Annotated in this window: 15 protein-coding genes; 11 read left to right on the top strand and 4 right to left on the bottom strand. The window is 39.3% G+C overall.

What is annotated here, in order from left to right; translation table 11 throughout:
- The first annotated feature begins 16 nt into the window (after nucleotides 1-16).
- Nucleotides 17-3,160: a type VII secretion protein EsaA gene (esaA, locus tag E2L03_RS17095; protein ID WP_166740352.1), complete on the top strand. Its 3,144-nt coding sequence runs from the start codon at nucleotides 17-19 to the stop codon at nucleotides 3,158-3,160.
- 4 nt (nucleotides 3,161-3,164) lie between these two features.
- The gene (locus tag E2L03_RS17090; RefSeq protein WP_166740351.1) at nucleotides 3,165-3,605 is read left to right on the top strand and encodes a type VII secretion EssA family protein; all 441 of its coding nucleotides are present in this window, start codon (nucleotides 3,165-3,167) and stop codon (nucleotides 3,603-3,605) included.
- A 165-nt stretch (nucleotides 3,606-3,770) separates the two neighbouring features.
- On the opposite strand, the gene E2L03_RS17085 is transcribed toward E2L03_RS17090, so the two are convergent.
- From E2L03_RS17085 to E2L03_RS17080, 3 genes are all read right to left on the bottom strand, one after another.
- The gene (locus tag E2L03_RS17085; RefSeq protein ID WP_038483645.1) at nucleotides 3,771-3,968 is read right to left on the bottom strand and encodes a hypothetical protein; all 198 of its coding nucleotides are present in this window, start codon (nucleotides 3,966-3,968) and stop codon (nucleotides 3,771-3,773) included.
- Entirely contained in the window at nucleotides 3,965-4,132 is a 168-nt protein-coding gene (locus E2L03_RS20570) for a hypothetical protein (RefSeq protein ID WP_158318553.1), read from the bottom strand. The genes E2L03_RS17085 and E2L03_RS20570 overlap by 4 nt, the downstream gene beginning before the upstream one ends.
- Before the next feature lie 104 nt (nucleotides 4,133-4,236).
- Entirely contained in the window at nucleotides 4,237-4,383 is a 147-nt protein-coding gene (locus E2L03_RS17080; RefSeq protein ID WP_124742697.1) for a lmo0937 family membrane protein, read from the bottom strand.
- Between the two features lie 873 nt (nucleotides 4,384-5,256).
- Between E2L03_RS17080 and E2L03_RS17075 the strand changes: the two genes are divergently transcribed.
- From E2L03_RS17075 to E2L03_RS17040, 8 genes are all read left to right on the top strand, one after another.
- Nucleotides 5,257-6,453, top strand: a complete 1,197-nt coding sequence (locus E2L03_RS17075; RefSeq protein ID WP_166740350.1) for a diaminopimelate decarboxylase family protein — start codon at nucleotides 5,257-5,259, stop codon at nucleotides 6,451-6,453.
- Nucleotides 6,431-7,633, top strand: coding sequence for an arginase family protein (locus E2L03_RS17070; protein ID WP_134259796.1), 1,203 nt, complete (start codon nucleotides 6,431-6,433; stop codon nucleotides 7,631-7,633). The genes E2L03_RS17075 and E2L03_RS17070 overlap by 23 nt, the downstream gene beginning before the upstream one ends.
- On the top strand, nucleotides 7,630-8,790 hold the full coding sequence (locus tag E2L03_RS17065; RefSeq protein WP_124742694.1) for a hypothetical protein: 1,161 nt from the start codon (nucleotides 7,630-7,632) through the stop codon (nucleotides 8,788-8,790). The genes E2L03_RS17070 and E2L03_RS17065 overlap by 4 nt, the downstream gene beginning before the upstream one ends.
- Nucleotides 8,787-10,169, top strand: coding sequence for a PLP-dependent aminotransferase family protein (locus E2L03_RS17060; RefSeq protein ID WP_134259794.1), 1,383 nt, complete (start codon nucleotides 8,787-8,789; stop codon nucleotides 10,167-10,169). Before E2L03_RS17065 ends, E2L03_RS17060 begins: the two co-directional genes overlap by 4 nt.
- A gap of 45 nt (nucleotides 10,170-10,214) precedes the next feature.
- Nucleotides 10,215-11,900, top strand: a complete 1,686-nt coding sequence (locus tag E2L03_RS17055) for an ABC transporter ATP-binding protein (RefSeq protein WP_134259792.1) — start codon at nucleotides 10,215-10,217, stop codon at nucleotides 11,898-11,900.
- A 35-nt stretch (nucleotides 11,901-11,935) separates the two neighbouring features.
- Complete coding sequence (locus tag E2L03_RS17050) at nucleotides 11,936-12,820, top strand: GNAT family N-acetyltransferase (protein ID WP_134259790.1); 885 nt, start codon at nucleotides 11,936-11,938, stop codon at nucleotides 12,818-12,820.
- A 615-nt stretch (nucleotides 12,821-13,435) separates the two neighbouring features.
- Nucleotides 13,436-14,989: a BCCT family transporter gene (locus E2L03_RS17045; protein WP_038483632.1), complete on the top strand. Its 1,554-nt coding sequence runs from the start codon at nucleotides 13,436-13,438 to the stop codon at nucleotides 14,987-14,989.
- A gap of 510 nt (nucleotides 14,990-15,499) precedes the next feature.
- Entirely contained in the window at nucleotides 15,500-16,480 is a 981-nt protein-coding gene (locus E2L03_RS17040) for a tRNA dihydrouridine synthase (RefSeq protein WP_038483630.1), read from the top strand.
- A gap of 10 nt (nucleotides 16,481-16,490) precedes the next feature.
- On the opposite strand, the gene E2L03_RS17035 is transcribed toward E2L03_RS17040, so the two are convergent.
- Complete coding sequence (locus E2L03_RS17035; RefSeq protein ID WP_134259788.1) at nucleotides 16,491-17,489, bottom strand: YcjF family protein; 999 nt, start codon at nucleotides 17,487-17,489, stop codon at nucleotides 16,491-16,493.
- Nucleotides 17,490-17,742: 253 nt separating this feature from the next.
- Here E2L03_RS17035 and E2L03_RS17030 point away from each other — a divergent pair, with 253 nt between their 5' ends.
- A complete protein-coding gene (locus E2L03_RS17030) occupies nucleotides 17,743-18,855 on the top strand; it encodes an NADH:flavin oxidoreductase (RefSeq protein WP_038483626.1) in 1,113 nt (370 codons plus the stop codon).
- The last annotated feature ends 21 nt before the right edge of the window (nucleotides 18,856-18,876 follow it).

Genomic DNA, 18,876 nt, shown 5'->3' with positions numbered 1-18,876 from the left:
ATGCGAGGTGGCTTACGTGCAGAAAAAACATATCGTCAAGCTGTTATTGCTTGTCGCAATCATCATTGCTATCCCTTTTGCCTTTTTTCACTACATAGGGCAAGAACCTATGAGAGAAGAATTAAAAGCTTCCGGCAAAATGGTAGTAGTTAATGAGGACAACGGATACCAATATGAGGAAAATGAACCACTTATTTTAGGTAATGATATTGTATCTACATTGCAAGGTAACTCGGAATATGAATGGGTAGTGGCTGGTAGAGCTTCTGCTCAAGCTGGATTAGCGAACCAAGAATATGACGCGATTGTCTATATTGATTCTTCTTTTTCCGAGAACATTATGTCGTTTCAAGATTCACTCCCAAATCAGGCGAGTGTAAATTATGAAATCTATAACAATTTAAATGCAGAGAACCAAGAACGGGTGCAAAAAGAATTAGAGAGTGCCCAATTAAAAATGAATCAGCAAATTAGCACACAATATTGGCGCTATGTATCGGAGGAAGTGGACCGAGTTAGAGGAAACTTTACTGACGTGTTGCAAAAAGAAGTTGACTTCTTAAATGAAATGTACTCATTTTACTCGCCAAGTTCACAAGAATTAGCTGAGGAAATTGAGGTGCAGCGAAGCCGTCTTGATCAGTATTTTTCAGCTACTTCGGATACAGCCAATTTATCTGAAAGCTCTCGTGCGAATCTAGAAGAAGCCCAAGAGGGATTTAACGAACTTACTGATGCAATGGATCTTTACATGAACTATCAGAATGAGCAAACAGAGATGATGTTACAAGCGAACACTCAAAATGGCGACCTTGTCAACCAAGCAGTGAATGAGTTTCAACAAGCTTTAAAAGTAGGAAGCGGAAATGTACAAGAAAATCAGAGTGTTTTTGCGCCCCAATTCGCCAATGATGGTGACAGAGTCGTTTCTTTGCTCGGTAACTGGGCAATCGGTTCGTATAAATTTACTGACGACATGAATCGGTTTAATCGCGACATTAACCAAGTATATGCTGCTCAAGACGAAGCAGTTGATCGCATACCAAATGCACAGGCTGAACTAATCGGACAATATGCAAATGCAACGCAAGAAGAACGGGCAGAAGCGCAGTTCCGCCAAACGTTATATGTACGCTACCATTTATCACGGGACGAGGATCCACAGGAAAGCCCTTCTCGACCTGAACAGCCGGAAGAAGTGCTAGAGCCGATTGATGAAGATCTTCTAAACGACATAGAAGAAACGATTGCTGAAATCGAAAAATTAGTCGGTAGATTAAATCCTGGAGAAATAGACATTCCAGAACCTGATCCAACAGAACCAGAATCACCGTCAGAACCTGATCCGGATAATGGAGACAGCGATGAAAATGAGCAACCAGCGCCAGGAGATCGTGATGATAATGGAAGCGGTGATGAAGATCCTCCTTCACAGCCAACAGAGCCTCCAAATGAGGAAGAGAATAACGAAGGCGGGAATGAAGATGAGGAAAGAGGCGAAGAGTCTGAACAAGAACCTCCATTAGAAGAAGAGGAGGACCAAGAAGATGTAAATACAGCTCTTTCCTTTACACCGTACCGTGCAGAATTTGTTACTTTTTCTCAGGATGAACTGCAACGGGTATGGACAAAGGCAATGGAACTACTTAACAACATGGAACCAACATTAAAAGTAGCACAGTGGAGAATAGAGGATCATAGAGAAGTGACCGAGGCATTTCTTGATTATGTAGAAAACCTTGAAGACTATGCATCACGTTTGGAACAATATGTTGAACAGCTTGAAGCGCAAGTGATTGACCCAGTTATTGAGGAAGTTCGCAAGCAAGAACAAGCCGTTTTCAACCGAATAGGTGCATCGCCTTCCTTAATTGACAGTCCAATCCTGTCAACAAATGTACAAGAACTACTTACCTATTATGGAGAATTAGCCAAATTAGATTGGGCATATAGTCAGCTAGGTAATTTAAATCAAGACCGAGTGAAGCAACTTGTCGATGAAGACAATCGTGTCCGTGAGGTTCAGGCTACCATTGATAGGGCACGACAATCCGTCAGTTCGTTTATGGGCAACCAAGCGCAGCTAGAGGAAGCCCAACAATCCGTGGAGGAAGCAGAAGTAGAGTTTACTCAATTTGTTGCGGATGCAAATAATGTGCTGAACGAGTTAGAGCAATCAATTGCTCAAGAACAACAAGCCATTCTCGAAGAAGTGGCGGCAATGGCGGAAGCGAGTAACGCTATTGGCGGGAATCTATCTGAAAGCTATGAAGCGATTACTATAGAACCAGCACCGGTGGATGGCTTAAATGGGCAAATGGTCGTTTCCAATCAACAAATGTCATTAGATGAAGTTCAACAATTAGGAGCATCCGTTGAATCTCTTAGCAACCGCCAAGATGATATTATTGCTCAAACAGAAGATCTTCATAGCAATGTGACTGAAGTTCAAGCCAAATCAGATGATTTGAACTCAAGATGGTCAGACAACGTTCAAACAACGGAACTGGTTTACGAAGACATTCACACGATTTTAGCCAATGCTTTGACTGATGGACATCACAATGACTATGTCTATAACCATCTTTCCAGTCCTGTTGGTGTAAGTGGAGAGCAAGGAACGGGACCAGCTGAAAGCCTAACACCACCAATCGTTGTGCTTGTCATTGTATTACTATCAAGTTTGCTGATTGGGTTTTTAACACACCACTATAGTTCGGTGCCAATCTTGGTTAATCTGTCGTTGTTTAGCATGTTATCAATCATTGTTGGTTTAGTCATAAGCATTTATGGCTTATCAATTTACACGATGAGTGGAAGTCAATCGATACAATGGACCATTATTACGGTTCTCTTGATCTTGGCAACAGCTGGCCTAATCCGTGTTGCCTTTATGGCTGGTCCGTGGGTTGGATGGCTACTTAGTGTTGCGTGCGTCCTATTCTTTACAAGCCCGCTCCTTGATATGGCCATGCCAAATTTCAGTACGAATAATCTAATTGCGGAACTCTATATTTCCATTCAAGCAAGCTCGCAAAATGCATTTCTTACAGGCATGCTTCCATTGGCGCTTATTGCAGCGCTAACGATTGCTGTTCCAATCGTTCGTCATGCGGTCGTAAACCGCAAAAAAGAAGAGGATGACGTTTATGAAATGTAAAGCCATGGTTACGGGGATAGGAGTATGTTCAGTGCTACTCTTGTCTTCGGCAATGCCAAGCTTTGCCCAAGAAGAACGAGTGGAACCTGGTGTTTATAAAGAGCGAGAAGTGTTGTTAGAGCTCCGTCAATACAAACCAGAAGCGGAACAGCGGGAAATTAGAGTGCCTGAAGAACAAAAAATACTCACATTTACTCAGCCACTAGAAGAAACATACACGGAACTTCAAGATACCTTGTTTGCAAGTAGTGCTGAAGCAGACCACCAGGAAAATGTAGCTGCTAGCGCCGGGTTGTTCACAGAGGAGAAAGTGTTGGCGCGTCATGTGGTCCCGGTAGAAGAAAATGGAAATGTGCTACCATGGATATTGGCAGCTGTAGCGACGGTGCTTGTTTCGATTTTATTGATTTATATTATCCCAAAAACAGCGCAATGGAACGAGTAGCTATATTTCTGTGGAAATAGAAATTAAGGCGAACCCTGAGGATTAAGGCACACATGCGAAGGTGATCATACTCATTGCAGTAGGTTGCGTGATTATAGTGGAAGGTATGAAGCGGAAAGTGAATAAAAGAAGCGCATAGGGCGATGTATTCTTGGGAGACGTCCATTACTCTTTTAGCTTCTTTTTTTCTTCCCATTTGATCATATAAGGCCGTATGAAAAAGCCATATAAAAAACCTCCTATAGCAAAGCCGAGGGTGGAAAGCCAATCTGGATTGCCTTCACGTAAAACAAGGCTCATAATGAGCATCATTGTTGCATAAACAAAACTGAACAAGAGACCGTCCTTTAACCGGGTATTCACGAGGGTGCCTTCATTTCCGACGCCATGAAGTGAAAGATTGTATAAGTCAATCCTGAAAGAACGGTTGCGCTAATAATGTTAACGGTTTGATAACCAGTAGCAAGAATGACAAGTAGCCAAACAACGACAGCGATTGCGATGCATAATGTATAGGTTCCTTTCATTAGTTGTTCCTCATTTCGATTTTATTTGTTTTCTGTATATACCCTGATAAAAGGGTTATAAACGAGTGTAAAAAAACAGCAAGGCGCTTAGCCTTGCTGTTTCTTTAGAGTTTCCGGCGGCCAGAGATAAGTTGAAAAATAAGAACGACGAGTGCAATAACTAATAAAATATGTACAAGGTTTCCACCGATTTCTCCGATAAATCCAAGTAACCATAATACAACTAAAACGACTAAAATTGTCCACAACATTGTAGCTTCCTCCTTTTTTTAACGTCTTACTCTTTTCCCTCTATTTAAAAGGTGAAACTGAGAAGAACTTCCTTATTAACTTCCTTTTAATTGTAAAAGAAACGGGTACTGTAACATATATAACAAGACTATTGTTAAGTAGTTTCTTACTAACAACCATAAATTAGTCTATGAATTGAGTCAGTAGTAGATAAATCGATTATAGAATTGATTGACAATTATAATTTATTGAATTAAGCTAATCTTATATTTTTTTGATAATCTTCATTTTATATCTTTGTCAGTTGTATTAATAGGAAGAATGATTACTAACCGTCATAATTCTAGAAAAATATTCTGAGTAGTTGGAAAAGTGAGTGATAGGTTCAGTGCTCACCATTATAGCAATCAAAACAAAAGATAGAATGATCCTTTTTAATTAGAAAGGAGGTGAACATATTGGCTAAAATTGAATCAAAAGAAACACCTGTTGTTAATTTGGATTTAGAACTGCTAGGTGGATCACGTCCTAGGCGATAACCGTCATCTTTTTTATACTTATGGATTTTATTTGGAAAGGTAGTGAGAAGAATGGCTAAAATCGAATCAAAAGAAACACCTGTTGTTAATTTGGATTTAGAATTACTAGGTGGATCGCGTCCAAGAGTTCACTAACATCCGTTTAATCATACTTAATCAACTAATAATAAAGGTGGTGTAATGAATGGCTAAAATTGAATCAAAAGAAACGCCTATCGTTAATCTAGACTTAGAATTATTAGGTGGATCACGTCCAAGATAACAAAGCAATTAAAGAAACCTTAATAGATGGCTATTAAGGTTTCTCTCTTGAAAAAGAACGAATGGGATGTGTAACAGTATGCTTTATGGAGGGTGATTACACTGTTGGATCATTTATATAAACAGCCTGATGGAAGGCTATTCGAGCTTGTCGATCAACTGAAGGAACCGACGATGATTTATGATTTAGACGGAATAAAACATACAGTGAGAGTATTGAAAGAGGATATTGAGTTAATTGACAATGCCTTTCTTCATCTAGCGGTAAAAGCAATACATAACAAGGAAATGTTGAATCATTTTGCTCATCTAGGTCTCGGATGCGATGTTGCGAGTGTTGGAGAATATCGTCTTGTTCAAGATAGTGGCTTTAGAAAGATAACGACGACAAGTCCATATTATAGCCGCGATAGCATGAGAACGTTTGTCGAGAACGATATCGTTATGGATCTAGATTCTATTGATCAACTAAATGATTTTGTTGAAATGGGTTATTCGAAAGAAGTAGGCTTGAGGATTGCAATCCCTATTCCAGAAGAAATGGATACAATTGCTACCTTTGGCTTGGATAGCAGATTTGGGATTGATTTTTATGAAAGCAAAGATGAACTAATACGGTTGAAAGAAACATACGATTTAGCAATTAGCAATCTTCATATTCATACAGGGCAATCTACCGGTGCTTCTTTTCAGTTTAAACTAAAGTATTTATTAGAGATTGCAAGTCAAATAGATACAATTAAAACGATTAATCTTGGCGGTGGTCTTTTTTATTTATTTCATAATCGTGAAGAAACGCGAAAACTGTTTAAAGAAATGAATCTGCTTATACGTAACTGGGAAAACGTTCATGGCAGAAAGTTAGAGTTTATTTTTGAACCTGGTGGTGCTTTGTTAGCTGGTAATGGTTATTTGATTTCAGAAATTGTCTCGAAGAAAGTACATAAGAAAAGAAATGTTACGATGTTGCAGTGCAATACATCATTTTGGAATTTATCCCCTTGGATACGCAGCAATCCGATCTTTCTAAATCGTTCTGATGAAGTGGAGCGCGTTGTTTTTGTTGGAAATACGTTATTTGAAGGAGATTCTTTATCGGATTTTAAAGAATATGAAGTACCCAAGGTAAAAAAAGGCGACAAGGTACTCTTTCCAGCATTTGGGGCTTACGCTCTAACGAATGCTAGAAGATTTAATAGGCTTAATCTACCAAACCAATATGTGTTAATTGATGGAGAAATCCATTCTTTAGAGGAGGAAATACGAGGTGAACCGTTCCACTCGATATAAAGTAAATCCAAATGTGTCTGTGATACGTACTAGTGCTCAAGACATCATCCTCACCAACATGGAGAAGGGGAGAGAATACCACATACCACTAGATATGTTTTCTCTTCTTTCTTCGTTCAATCTCCCTGTAAACGTAGAGCAGGCTATATCGATTTATAGGAACTCCAATCAACAAGCACTTGAAGAAGCGGAATTACTAGAATCCATAGAAGAGCTTGAAAAGAATGATCTCATTGTGCTAGCTAATGTAGATGTTCAATTGGCAAATAGTGTTGCCCAGTCAACAAATCGATTCTTTAATTTTAATGGAATGAGAATGGAAGAGGTCATTAATGTTGGTGCTCATATACCTGATGCTGTCGCTATTATTGGTATGCCGTTTGACCACAATGTAACTAATTTACCAGGCAGTCGATTGGGCCCAGAATATTTAAGACGCCATAGTCGATCGATTGTTCCCTATGGTTTCCCTCAAGTAGAAGTGAAAGATCAACATACAGAAGGGATCCATTTAGCGAGTAAAGTGTTTGATTGTGGAGATATTTCTGGACACGTATTTGATCGAAACGGTAGGCAGCAAAGACAGTTAGAGGAAATTGTGAGGAAACTAACATTAGCGAAGATTAAGCCAGTGATCGTCGGTGGAGATCACTCGATTACGTATTCGTCATTACAAGGGATTCTCTCGCATAAAAAAATTGGTTTGATCCATATTGATGCCCATTACGATGGTGGGGGAACCGAACAAGTATCATTCAAAGATATCCACCATGGAAACTTCATGGATGGTTTTTTAAATGAAAGGAATCTTGAACATATCCTTCAAATTGGTCAAAGGCAAAGAGTGGATCAAGAGCATGTACAAGCCGAGAAGATTGATGTCGTTCCTTCTGATGAACTGGATATCAGTCGCTATTTAAGAGAGGGATTGCCCTACTACATAACACTTGATGTCGATGTATTAGATCCTAGTTTTATGTCTTCTACAGGTACCCCAGTCCCACTCGGTATGCACCCTAAAGAATTGATGGCTATCTTAACTAGTATAAGAGAACATGACATTATAGGTGGCGACGTGGTTGAATTTCTTCCATCCGAGCATAAAGTTCATGAAGCCTTACTTGTAAATGAGCTGTTGCTAACGTTAATCAGTATGATGACGAAGGTGGATTTATCATGAGTCTATTTCCTGAACTCCCTCAAAACATGCTTCATAGGTCTAACGAGATTAAGAGCCCGGCAGTTGTGTATGATGCAGAATCATTAACACATGTTGTGAATCACCTAAGACGTCGTTTAGGTAGTGTGAAAAAAATGAAACTCTACGTTTCAATGAAAGCGAATCGAAATGTGGGTTTAAATGCATATATGTCGAAGGTTGTTGACGGGGTTGATGTCTCTTCGTACGAAGAATATCAAGTTGCTACAGTAGCTGGTTATTCGCGCATTAGTGCAACATCTCCAGGAATAAAAATCGAGCATATCCATGAAATGATCGAAAACCATGTGCAGTTTGATTTTGATAACGTGGAGCAACTATATGCCTATTCATGTCAGTACAATGAAAGCAGGCAACCCAAGGATATTGGCTTACGATTAAATATCCCGATTGAATCAAACGGTGCCACAACTTATCTATCAAAAAGTCGATTTGGCATTAACGTAAGTCAATCAGACAATCAACAGGCGCTTAAGGAGATTTTAAAAGAGTTCCACTATAAAGTGACTAGCATCCATATCCACATTGGCGAGTTAAACAATTTTAATACGGTTAAGGACACCCTTAACTATTTAGTTGATATTCTTTCTCTTTTTCCAGATGTCCAGACATTAAACCTTGGCGGTGGTCTCACGCGGTTATTCTCAAATGAAGAAGACCTAGATAAAACATTCGAACTCATACAATCCTATACGGAACAGTATTTACCGAAACTGAAAGAAGTCATATTCGAACCTGGTATGCTTGTTTATGTCATGGCTGGTTATTTAAAGACGAGTGTTTTATCTGTGAACAATGGGGTAGTCAACATGGATTCTTCTGCTTGGAATTTAATAGAATGGACAAAAGGGAATGTAAAGATTGTTTACACTAGTTCGAATGGAGAGGTGGAACAACAAACCATTGCTGGTAACACATGCTATGAAAAAGATATCTATTTCGAGAACACGGCTTCTAATAAACTGTCTTTAAACGATTATATCGTGTTGTTTCCGTTTGGAGCCTACACCGTTTCCATGAGTAAATCCCTTCACGGTCTTCCGAGCCCAAAAGAATACTTGTATATAAACGATGAATTTACAGAATTATCTGTTGGTGAAGGTCAGGTGCACGCATGAAAAACCATCTACTTAGTGAACTGGATCTTTTAAACTGTATGTCTGAAGATCTACAACTAGATCTATCGATAGAAGCGGATGCTATTGAGAACCAAATCAAAGCAAATGACAATGCATTCTTAATTGAACAGAAGCTAGAGGAACTGTCTCAAACAATTAGAATGAAATGGATTTGTAAGAATATCCAACATACGTCTACGTTTATGAGATCGCCACTTCAAACCCCAACTACTTATGGAGGAACGGTCCATGACTTTTCGTACGAACGAAATATAGAGACAACTTCCTTAGAAGATAAGATCCAAACGAGTAATGAACAAGTATGTTGGAATAATACGGCCTTAGCTTTTTCAAGCGGGATGGCTACATTGAGTACGCTTTTCAATAGCTTATTGTCATTCTATTCCCCAAGTCAAAACAATCCATTATCGATGGTTTGTTTTGCAGACTACTTTGAAAGCAAAGGGTTGTTAGAAGTAATCGCTAGAGAGCATTTATCGATTACGTATGCAGACACTGGAGAAATTGATTTTAATGGGTTCGATATTATCTACATTGAACCAACGAGATATGACTGGAAAATGAATTACTTTGATACGGATCAAAGTTTTGAAAACACAATTGAAGATAAGAAAAAGTTTACATTCATTATTATTGATAGTACTTTATCTCAAGACAATACTACAAGAGACGCTATTCTGGCTAAATGCAAACATCAGCCATTTACTGTTGTTATGGAATGTTCATCTGGTTTAAAGCTTCATCAATTTGGATTAGAACTTTGCAATTTTGGCTATGTAAATATTTATTGTCGAAAGGATGACGCGGACATTATCGATAGTATTAAGCTAAAACAATACATAAAAAAGGTTCGTACTCTGAACGGAAGCGCCTTATCCTTCGAATCTGCCAGTGTGCTTGATGCTCCTTTTATTTTCAATGAGATCAAGACAAACCATTATATTGATCGAGTGTTTGAAAACAACCTAAAGTTAAAAAAGAATACGCGCGTTGGTGGATTATTTAAAGAGATATCTACTGCTGAAAAAGGGTCTCCGTTCGTAGTATTTCAGATTGAGAACAATGATTTAGATGATTATGGCTACTTAATGGGTGTGTTAGATGATCAGTCTAAACAAGCAGGAGCACTGTTTTATAGAGGGTCAAGTTTTGGTTTTAGACATCATCGATATGAGACCATTATCCCTGACAACAAAGTACGTAAAGGCTTATTTAAAATTGCTATGGGATTTCGAAAAGGACCATCCTTTGAATTTATCCTACGTTTTATGAGGGAGCTTTCAGTACTAAATAACATGAGAGAGCTGAGAACGAGATTTCCTGCTATAACGCCTGTAAGCTTCGATCATTTAGATTAATTGAAGGTGGTTTGGAGATGAATGTCTATATAAGAACGATTGTGAATGAAAATGAATAACGATTTGTTGCAAATTGTTAGAAAGATCAAAATCCCTAAACGCATTCTTACTGTGGGGTTAATGTTATCCATCGCATTTGCTGTATCAGCAGTCATTACACCGTTAATTATTAAAAACTTCATTGATGATGTTACCTATAACAATGAGGTGAATAGTCAACTGCTTTATGCGCTGATTGGGCTCTTTTTAATTCAAGGTTTACTAAATGGGCTATCCACGTATATCTTAAGTTTGCTTTGTGAAACCATGATTTATCGACTGAGACTGCAGTTATGGAGTAAGATTTTAACGTTACCACTTCGGTTTTTTAACGATAATCGGCCCGGTGAACTAGTAAGTAGATTAATAGGTGATATAGAGGAAATTAATATGTTCCTAACTGAACAAGTTCCGAAATTATTGACGAATGTTGTGTTAATTATCGGTTCATTAATTGCTCTTTCGCTCATTTCCTTTCATATGGTACTCTTCATCGTTATTGCGTTAGCGCTATTCTTGTGCGTTATTGTTCCGTTTAGCAAGAAGATGCAAACCATTTCTTATGATTTTCGATTAAACGTTGCCAGATTGTCTGCTTATTTTTTAAGAATTATTGAAAACATTGAAGTGGTAAAAGTATACAAAACCGAAGAAAAAGAAGTAGACAATGGGAAAAAAACCTTACACTCTATTTTTAACTTGGGCATGAAAGAAGCAAAGGTCTATGCGTTTTTAGAACCTCTTGTGATGATTCTTTCCATCATCCTGCTAACAGCAGTAATGGGATATGGGAGCTATTTAATTTCTCAAGGAACCTTAACGTTCGGAGGATTTTTAGCAGCATTTTTAATTTTGTTCCAATTATTTAGTCCATTAAGAGCTTTTTCAAGTATATGGGTATCGTACAGGACAGCCGCAGGTGCCTCTGTTTTTATCCATTCTATTTTTTCGTTCAAATCGGAAGTAACAGAAGAATTAGCCCAAGGTCCTAAACAAGATGCTGTTGAGATAAGAAATCTTACGTTCTCCTATAAAGAAACTCCTGTTTTAAAAAAGGTGAATATAGAATTGAAGCATGGAGAAGTAGTGGCAGTTGTTGGTCCTTCTGGCAGCGGGAAAAGTACATTATTGAAGCTTCTTTTAGGTCTCTATTCGCCAGATAGTGGATCTATTCTGTACAATGGCGAACGTGTTTCTCACTCTGCATTCTATAAAAGTAAGATTGGCTATATTCCTCAAGATAGCTTATTGTTTGATGCAAGTGTTGAAACAAATGTGTTTTATGGTAATGAAACGAAGTCAAGCGATGCGTTTCTAACGTTACTTCATCAAAACTTTATGAATTTTGACTATGAGTCATTGAAAGATGAGTTTGCTCCTAATTTATCAGGGGGACAAAAACAGCGAGTCAATATTTTAAGAGCCCTTTCTAAAGAAAGAGAGATCATTTATTTAGATGAGCCTACTTCAAACTTAGATAGTGAAAGCGAAGCCATTCTTCAAAAGTATTTGCACCGTAATGTGGAGAACAAAATAGTCGTCATTATTGCTCATAGGTTATCAACAATTATTAACGCCGATCGAATTATCTTTTTAGACAATGGACAGGTGACAGGTGAAGGCACCCATCACACCCTTTACAATACACACCAAAAGTATCGAAGCTATGTTGATTTTCAGGTATTACAATAAGAATTTTTATAGTAAATAGAATAGGAGGGCTTTACATGATCCATATTTTAAAAAAGCCACAGTTAACGGAAGTAGCGGCTTTCATTTCTGACTTAAACTCGTTACCAGAGCATCATGTGGGGTTTTGTGGAAAGAAAGAGGAAGAAATTTTACATACATTAAAAGAAGATTTTGGAGATGTACCGGCAATGGATGCCTTTGTCTTAGCAATAGAGGACGAAAAAACGGTTGGTGTGTGTGGTTTTGATGCGGATATGGAAGGAGGAAGTGCAGAAGTATGGGGTCCATTTGTAAAAAGTAAACAAGGAGCTAAGGTTACAGCGTTACTGTGGACTTCCCTGCTCTCGGAATTGCCACAGTCCATAAAAACGGTAGAATTATTTCCTGAAAAAAAGAATACAGACGTTCTTACTTTTGCTAAAGAATTCGACTTTTCACATGGAAGCGATCAAACAATTCTGACCTGTTTAAAACATACGTTTAAAGACAAAAAAGTAGAAACCGAAACGATCACCAGCATCCAGTCTAACGAGTACAACCCATTTATACACCTCCATGATCGTTTATTTCCTAAAACCTATTTGTCTGGAAAAGAAATGATCGATCAACTTGGAGAAGCGTCCCAGGTTTTTATTGCTAACGATGAGGAAGGACGAGTCATAGGCTATGTGTATGTTGAAGCCAGCCCAGATTTTGGAGAAGGTAGTATTGAATTCTTAGGTGTAGACGCCCATTCACGTGAAAAAGGAATTGGGACAGCTCTTCTCTCAAAAGGGTTAGAATGGTTGTTTTCTTTTGAAACGATCGATGAAATTACATTATGTGTCAATTCAGCTAATGAAAAAGCGATTCATATTTATCAAAAGCTTGGATTTCATACAGAACATGAACTTATCTCTTATGAAAAGAATCTTAATTAACAATGATGGTGGACCTTCTACAAGTTGTGATGGGAAGGTCTCTTTTTTTCATTTGTACATATAAAAGATGAACAAGGGAATGTCATGATTGATAAGTCAGCGGAAGAATGAAGGGATTTAGTTAAAAGAAGAACGTATGAATAAGACGGAGGCTGGGACAAAAGTAGATAGACAGACCAAAATGACGAACATTCCTGAAAATAGGAACGTTCGTCGTTTGTTTTATATGAAAATGAGCGGAAGGAGAATCTGAAGACTCCTGGGGCATCAGCACGTGTCTGAAGACTCTGGAGTGGCGGTTTTCCAAGGAGGAGGCTGAGGCCGTGTCCCCGGAAAGCGAAGGATTCTCCTGTAGTGGTGCTACTCAGCATATTTTAGACTATTCGTCTTTTCAAATACTACTTTTCGTTATGTCCCAGCCTCTTTTTCGTTAATATCCCGCATTTTTGCTTCGCTTTCTTAAATGTAATCAAAATGTAATAAAAGAACTCTTTTAGCATAAGACTAAGCATTTTACGCGTTGATTCATAAAAGTATGGATCGATTTATCACATATGTGCTTTCTTTTTTGCTAAAGTATAGACTTGTGGTTTTGAGCAGTGAAAGGGGAAAAAGATGGCAAAAGGTCAACAGAAAGTGTTACAGACCGTAAATTGGCCAGTTTTTATCATGAGTGGAGGATTCTTACTTCTCTTTGTCGTGATGGCTTTTACAAATATGGAATTAACATCCTTTATAGTCGATAAAGGATTTCAACTCGCCATAACGTATTTTGGTGGGTATTGGCAAGTATTATTACTAGCGACGTTTTTAGTTGGAGCGGTTCTTGCGTTTTCAAAGCTTGGGTCCGTTCGCATTGGAAAATTAGATAAACCGGAAATGGGCTTTTTTAAATACCTGGCTATCGTTGTCACAACAGGGCTTGGAGCTGGAGGGGTCTTCTGGGCTGCGGCAGAACCGTTGTATTATTTTCTGGAAGCACCACCTACGTATAGTGGCGTAATCGAAACGACGAACGATGCCATTCAAGTGGCACTTGCACAAAGCTTTATTTCTTGGGGGTTTTCTGCTTGGGCAGTGTATGGTGCGATTTGTTCCATTGTAATGGTATACGCGCATAACCATAAAGGTATGCCGTTGAAACCACGTACAATTCTTTATCCTATTTTAGGGGATCGCATACAAGACAGTAAGTGGGGAACAGCAGTTGACGTGTTCTGTATTATTGGAGCCGCTGCTGGTACAATTGGTCCAATTGGTTTCTTAGGGCTGCAAGTGAGCTATGGGGTGAATGCATTATTTGGTTGGCCAGATACGTATGTAACCCAAGTCACCATTATTTTAATCCTTACGAGCATAGTGTTACTTTCAACATTGACAGGAATTGAAAAAGGAATTCAATGGCTAAGTAAAGTAAATGTGAATACGGCTTTGTTTATTGGTGTCTTTTTAGTTTTGTTCGGTCCTGGAATTTTTTTAATTGATTCTTATCTTTCAGCAACAGGCACCTACCTGTCTCATTTTATAGAAATGAGCACGTTTAGAGGCGATAATGAATGGTCTGGCGCATGGATGCTCTTCTTTTTTGGCTGGTTTATTGGTTTTGGTCCAATTGTAGCACTCATGGTTGCTCGAATTTCCCGTGGAAGAACGATTCGAGAATTATTTCTCGTTGTGGCAATTATTACGCCAATCCTAACGAATATTTGGTTTACGATATTAGGTGGCTCAGGTATTTTCTATGAGATTCAGAAACCTGGTTCGATTGCAACACCACTAGAAGAAAATGGATTACCGGCTGCCATTATAGCAATTGCGAGCCAAATGCCTCTCGGAAGTATGATGCCGTTCCTGTTCCTTTTACTAACGATCTTGTTCGTTGTAACAACAGTGGATACAATGTCGTATTCACTTGCCATGAGTGTCACAGGTAAAGGGAATCCAGCAAAAAGCATTCGATTTTTCTGGGCTTCCATTATGTCTATTATAGCCATGATTTTAATTAATGTAGGAAATGGTGGAGTCAATGCGCTTCAATCATTTGTCGTAATAGCAGCAGTGCCTGTATCACTTATTTTATTACCACTCTTGTGGGGGGCGCCAAAAATAGCACTCCTTCTGGCTAAAGAACAAGGGATTATTTCTAGCGAAGAAAAAAACAATAAATAAGCGAATGATAGAGGTTGGGACAAAAGTAGATAGACAGACCAAAATGACGAACATTCCTGAAAATAGGAACGTTCGTCGTTTGTTTTATATGAAAATAACGGAAGGAGAACCCGAAGATTCCTGGGGGATCAGCACGTGTCTGAAGACTCTGGAGTGGCGGTTTTCCACGGAGGAGGCTGAGGCCGTGTCCCGGGAAAGCGAAGGATTCTCCTGTAGCGGTGCTACTCAGCATAGTTTAGACTATTCGTCTTTTCAAATACTACTTTTCGTTATGTCCCAGCCTCTTTACCTTTGCCTTCTATGGTGACACGATTCATAACAACCAGTTACCTTTATGTTGAAAGCGGTTTACAGATGTAGAATAGCATTTCCAATGAAAATATACTTGCTACTATGGCTCAAGTTTCGGTAAAATCGAATGCAGGGCCTTTTTGTTTTAGGAACCACTTAAAAACGAGTAATGCAAGCATAAATAGAGAAAGTAACAGAAGAAAGGAACGAAACATCACTATGACAGCAAATTTTTGGCGTGAATTGCCACGGCCATTTTTTATACTTGCACCGATGGAAGATGTGACGGATGTCGTGTTTCGTCATGTGGTGAGCCATGCGGCGCGTCCTGATGTGTTTTTTACAGAGTTTACGAATTCTGAAAGCTATTGTCATCCGGATGGTAAGCAGAGTGTACGCGGTCGCTTAACGTTTACTGAAGATGAACAGCCGATGGTTGCCCATATATGGGGAGACAAGCCAGAATTGTTTCGGAAAATGAGTATCGGCATGGCAGAAGAGGGCTTTAAGGGAATTGATTTAAATATGGGATGCCCGGTGCAGAATGTTGCTGGAAACGGAAAAGGTAGTGGCTTGATCCGTCGTCCAGAGATTGCAGCAGAGCTGATTCAAGCGGCAAAGGCTGGCGGTTTACCTGTAAGTGTGAAAACGCGCTTAGGCTATACGTACGTGGAAGAGTGGTTTGAATGGCTGACGCATGTATTAAAACAAGATATCGCAAACCTGTCCATTCACTTGCGGACGAAAAAGGAAATGAGTAAAGTAGATGCCCATTGGGAGCTCATTCCTGAAATTAAAAAACTGCGTGATGAGATTGCACCACATACCCTGTTAACGATTAACGGCGATATTCCAAACCGTCAAGTTGGCTTAGAGCTTGTTGAAAAATATGGTGTTGATGGAGTCATGATTGGCCGCGGCATTTTCACAAACCCTTTTGCGTTTGAAAAAGAGCCGCGGGAGCATACGAGTGAAGAGCTTCTTGAACTTTTACGTCTCCAGCTGGACCTTCATGATAAGTATCACGAAATTGAATCCCGAGCGTTTAAGCCGCTTCATCGTTTCTTTAAAATCTATGTTCGGGATTTTCGCGGTGCTAGCGAATTGCGAAATCAATTAATGAATTCAAAATCAACGGATGAAGTTCGCCAATTGCTTGATGCGTTTCAAGCAGAACAAACAGAAACAGCTCCCCATTAAAGGGGGGCTGTTATTTTGCGTTCTCGCGCTCTGCTTTAAACTTCTTTGTATAATGGACAAGGGTTTCCACGTTCAAATCTAACCCTTGCTCGTAAATCTTCTTAATTCCTTTTCCAAGTGACCACGTCAGCGTTCCAGCGACTCCTGCACTAATCGCTGAGCCCCAGCCAGGAACGAACTTTGAAAGCTGACGAAAGGCTGTTCGACCAATGTTGCTAACAAGGTTGGTCACAATAAGTTCCTTTGCTCTGTCTTTCGTAATGGTTTTTTCATAAAGCTTTGCTAACTTAATCATTAACCCGACTTGTACAGCTGTAATAGGCACAATATCAGATCCTGGTACTGGAATGGCGCCTGCTGAAGCTGCTGCAAGGGAAGAGCGGTTAATCCATTTATTCGCAATGCGTGATTTATCTTTTAACGCTTTGGCGAACTGCAATTCTTTATTTTTTTTTTGAAGAATATCACCAATTTGGTCTTCTAGCTCGCCAAGATTAAAGCCTGTTTTTGAAGAAAGCGGAATGACTTTAAAGCGATAGCTCGTTTTTTCTTGAATATAATGAAGTAAGCTAGGCACATCGTCAGCAATGTCGACTTTGTTGAGGACAATTAGAATGTCTTTATTAATGGTTGCAAGCTTTTCGAGTTCTTTAGCTTCTGTTTTTGAGAGTACTGTACCCGCTGCATTTAAGAAGAAAAGGACAACATCAGCGTCCTTATAGAATGTAATAGTCTCTTGCGAATGTGTTTGCACCACATCGTTCAAGCCCGGTGTATCGACGAATTGAATATGCTCTTTATAAGCATATTTTTTTATTTCAACGGTTTTCCCTGGTAAGCCAGATGTTGGCGCAACGTCTGCGCCAAATAGAGCGTTAATTGTTGTTGATTTTCCAGTATTAATATCACCAATTAAGGCGAACAACACATCTTCTTCTAGTGATCGGTTGATGCTTTCCATTTGTTCGTTAAACGTTTGATTAAATGCTGCATCAAATTTCGAAGCCATTGGCATCATCCTCCGTCGTAATTCAATTGTGTGTCTGTTCTTATTATACTACGGGTGACTTTATTCGTCACAAAGGAGAGAAAGGTTTGTTATTGGGTGGGGGCTAGTACAAACGAAATAGCTAACCTTCCTAAATCTGAACTGAGAGCAATTCTCGTTCTGCTATTTTCCCAATTTTTTATAAGACCTTTCTTTTTATTTCGTGACACAAAACAATTACAATGAATGTAAACTATTTAAAGGAGAGAAATCAATGACACAATCACTTGCACCAACATTATTTGAAAAGACGCCTTTTGGTAAAGGAGAACTTCAGAGCAAAGTTGTCATGGCACCGATGACGAGGGTGTTTTCTCCTGATGGTGTACCGACGGAAGAAGTAGCGGCTTATTACAAAAGAAGGGCAGAACATGGTGTCGGTTTAATTGTAACGGAAGGCACGGCAATTGATCACCCGGCAGCTGTTATGCATAAGGATATACCTCGTTTCTACGGAGAGAATGCGTTAGCTGGATGGAAGCATGTGGTTGATGAAGTACATAGCGTAGGTGGGAAAATTATTCCTCAGCTATGGCATATCGGCTCAGCCAGAAAGCAAGGAAATACACCAAATGAAGATGCTCCTCCAGTAAGCCCATCTGGTTTAGCTGTTGATGGTAGTGAAAATGGTATAGCATTAACGAAAGACGAACTGAAATCGATCATTCATTCGTTTGCTCAAGCGGCTGCTGATGCAGAACGCATTGGTTTTGATGGAATAGAACTTCATGGCGCACATGGTTATTTAATTGATCAATTTCTTTGGGAACGAACCAATCAACGCACAGACGAATATGGTGGTGATCTCGAAGGACGAACTCGATTTGCCGTAGAAGTTGTGAAAGCATGCAGAGAAGTGGTAAGTCGAGATTTTCCTATTGTGTTTCGTTTTTCTCAATGGAAAGGCGGTGTCTATGACGCGAAGCTAGCACGAACACCTGAAGAGTTAAAACAGCTGTTAATGCCGCTTGCGGAAGCCGGGGTTGATATTTTCCATTGCTCAACTCGCCGAATTTGGGAAGCGGAGTTTGAAGGAGTCGAACCATTAAATCTTGCTGCATGGACGAAGCAGGTAACAGGAAAACCTGTCATCTCTGTTGGTTCACTAGGGGTGGATTATGCATTTTTAAGTAAAAAAGGGAACGACGAGCACTCCATTGATGAAAATCTGCGCCTAGTTGATGAAAAATTACAGGCGAAAGAGTTTGATTTTGTTGCGGTAGGGCGCGCATTACTAGCGGATCCTGAATGGGCAGAAAAAATTCGAGACGGAAAACAAGAAGACGCCATTTTATATACAAAAGAAGCAGAAAAAACCCTATACTAATAATCGTTTGAATCCCTGTTC

The organism is Shouchella oshimensis (assembly GCF_004375095.1).
Lineage (GTDB): Bacteria > Bacillota > Bacilli > Bacillales > Bacillaceae_D > Shouchella > Shouchella oshimensis.
This window is presented reverse-complemented; position numbering and strand designations above follow the sequence as displayed.

Bases quoted from the DNA above. Each gene is read 5' to 3' on its own strand.
- E2L03_RS17080 (WP_124742697.1), bottom strand. From the start codon at position 4,383: ATGTTGTGGACAATTTTAGTCGTTTTAGTTGTATTATGGTTACTTGGA.
- E2L03_RS17045 (WP_038483632.1), top strand. From the start codon at position 13,436: ATGGCAAAAGGTCAACAGAAAGTGTTACAGACCGTAAATTGGCCAGTT.
- E2L03_RS17050 (WP_134259790.1), top strand. From the start codon at position 11,936: ATGATCCATATTTTAAAAAAGCCACAGTTAACGGAAGTAGCGGCTTTC.
- E2L03_RS17055 (WP_134259792.1), top strand. From the start codon at position 10,215: ATGAAAATGAATAACGATTTGTTGCAAATTGTTAGAAAGATCAAAATC.
- E2L03_RS17040 (WP_038483630.1), top strand. From the start codon at position 15,500: ATGACAGCAAATTTTTGGCGTGAATTGCCACGGCCATTTTTTATACTT.
- E2L03_RS17060 (WP_134259794.1), top strand. From the start codon at position 8,787: ATGAAAAACCATCTACTTAGTGAACTGGATCTTTTAAACTGTATGTCT.
- E2L03_RS17090 (WP_166740351.1), top strand. From the start codon at position 3,165: ATGGTTACGGGGATAGGAGTATGTTCAGTGCTACTCTTGTCTTCGGCA.
- E2L03_RS20570 (WP_158318553.1), bottom strand. From the start codon at position 4,132: ATGAAAGGAACCTATACATTATGCATCGCAATCGCTGTCGTTGTTTGG.
- E2L03_RS17065 (WP_124742694.1), top strand. From the start codon at position 7,630: ATGAGTCTATTTCCTGAACTCCCTCAAAACATGCTTCATAGGTCTAAC.
- E2L03_RS17030 (WP_038483626.1), top strand. From the start codon at position 17,743: ATGACACAATCACTTGCACCAACATTATTTGAAAAGACGCCTTTTGGT.
- E2L03_RS17035 (WP_134259788.1), bottom strand. From the start codon at position 17,489: ATGGCTTCGAAATTTGATGCAGCATTTAATCAAACGTTTAACGAACAA.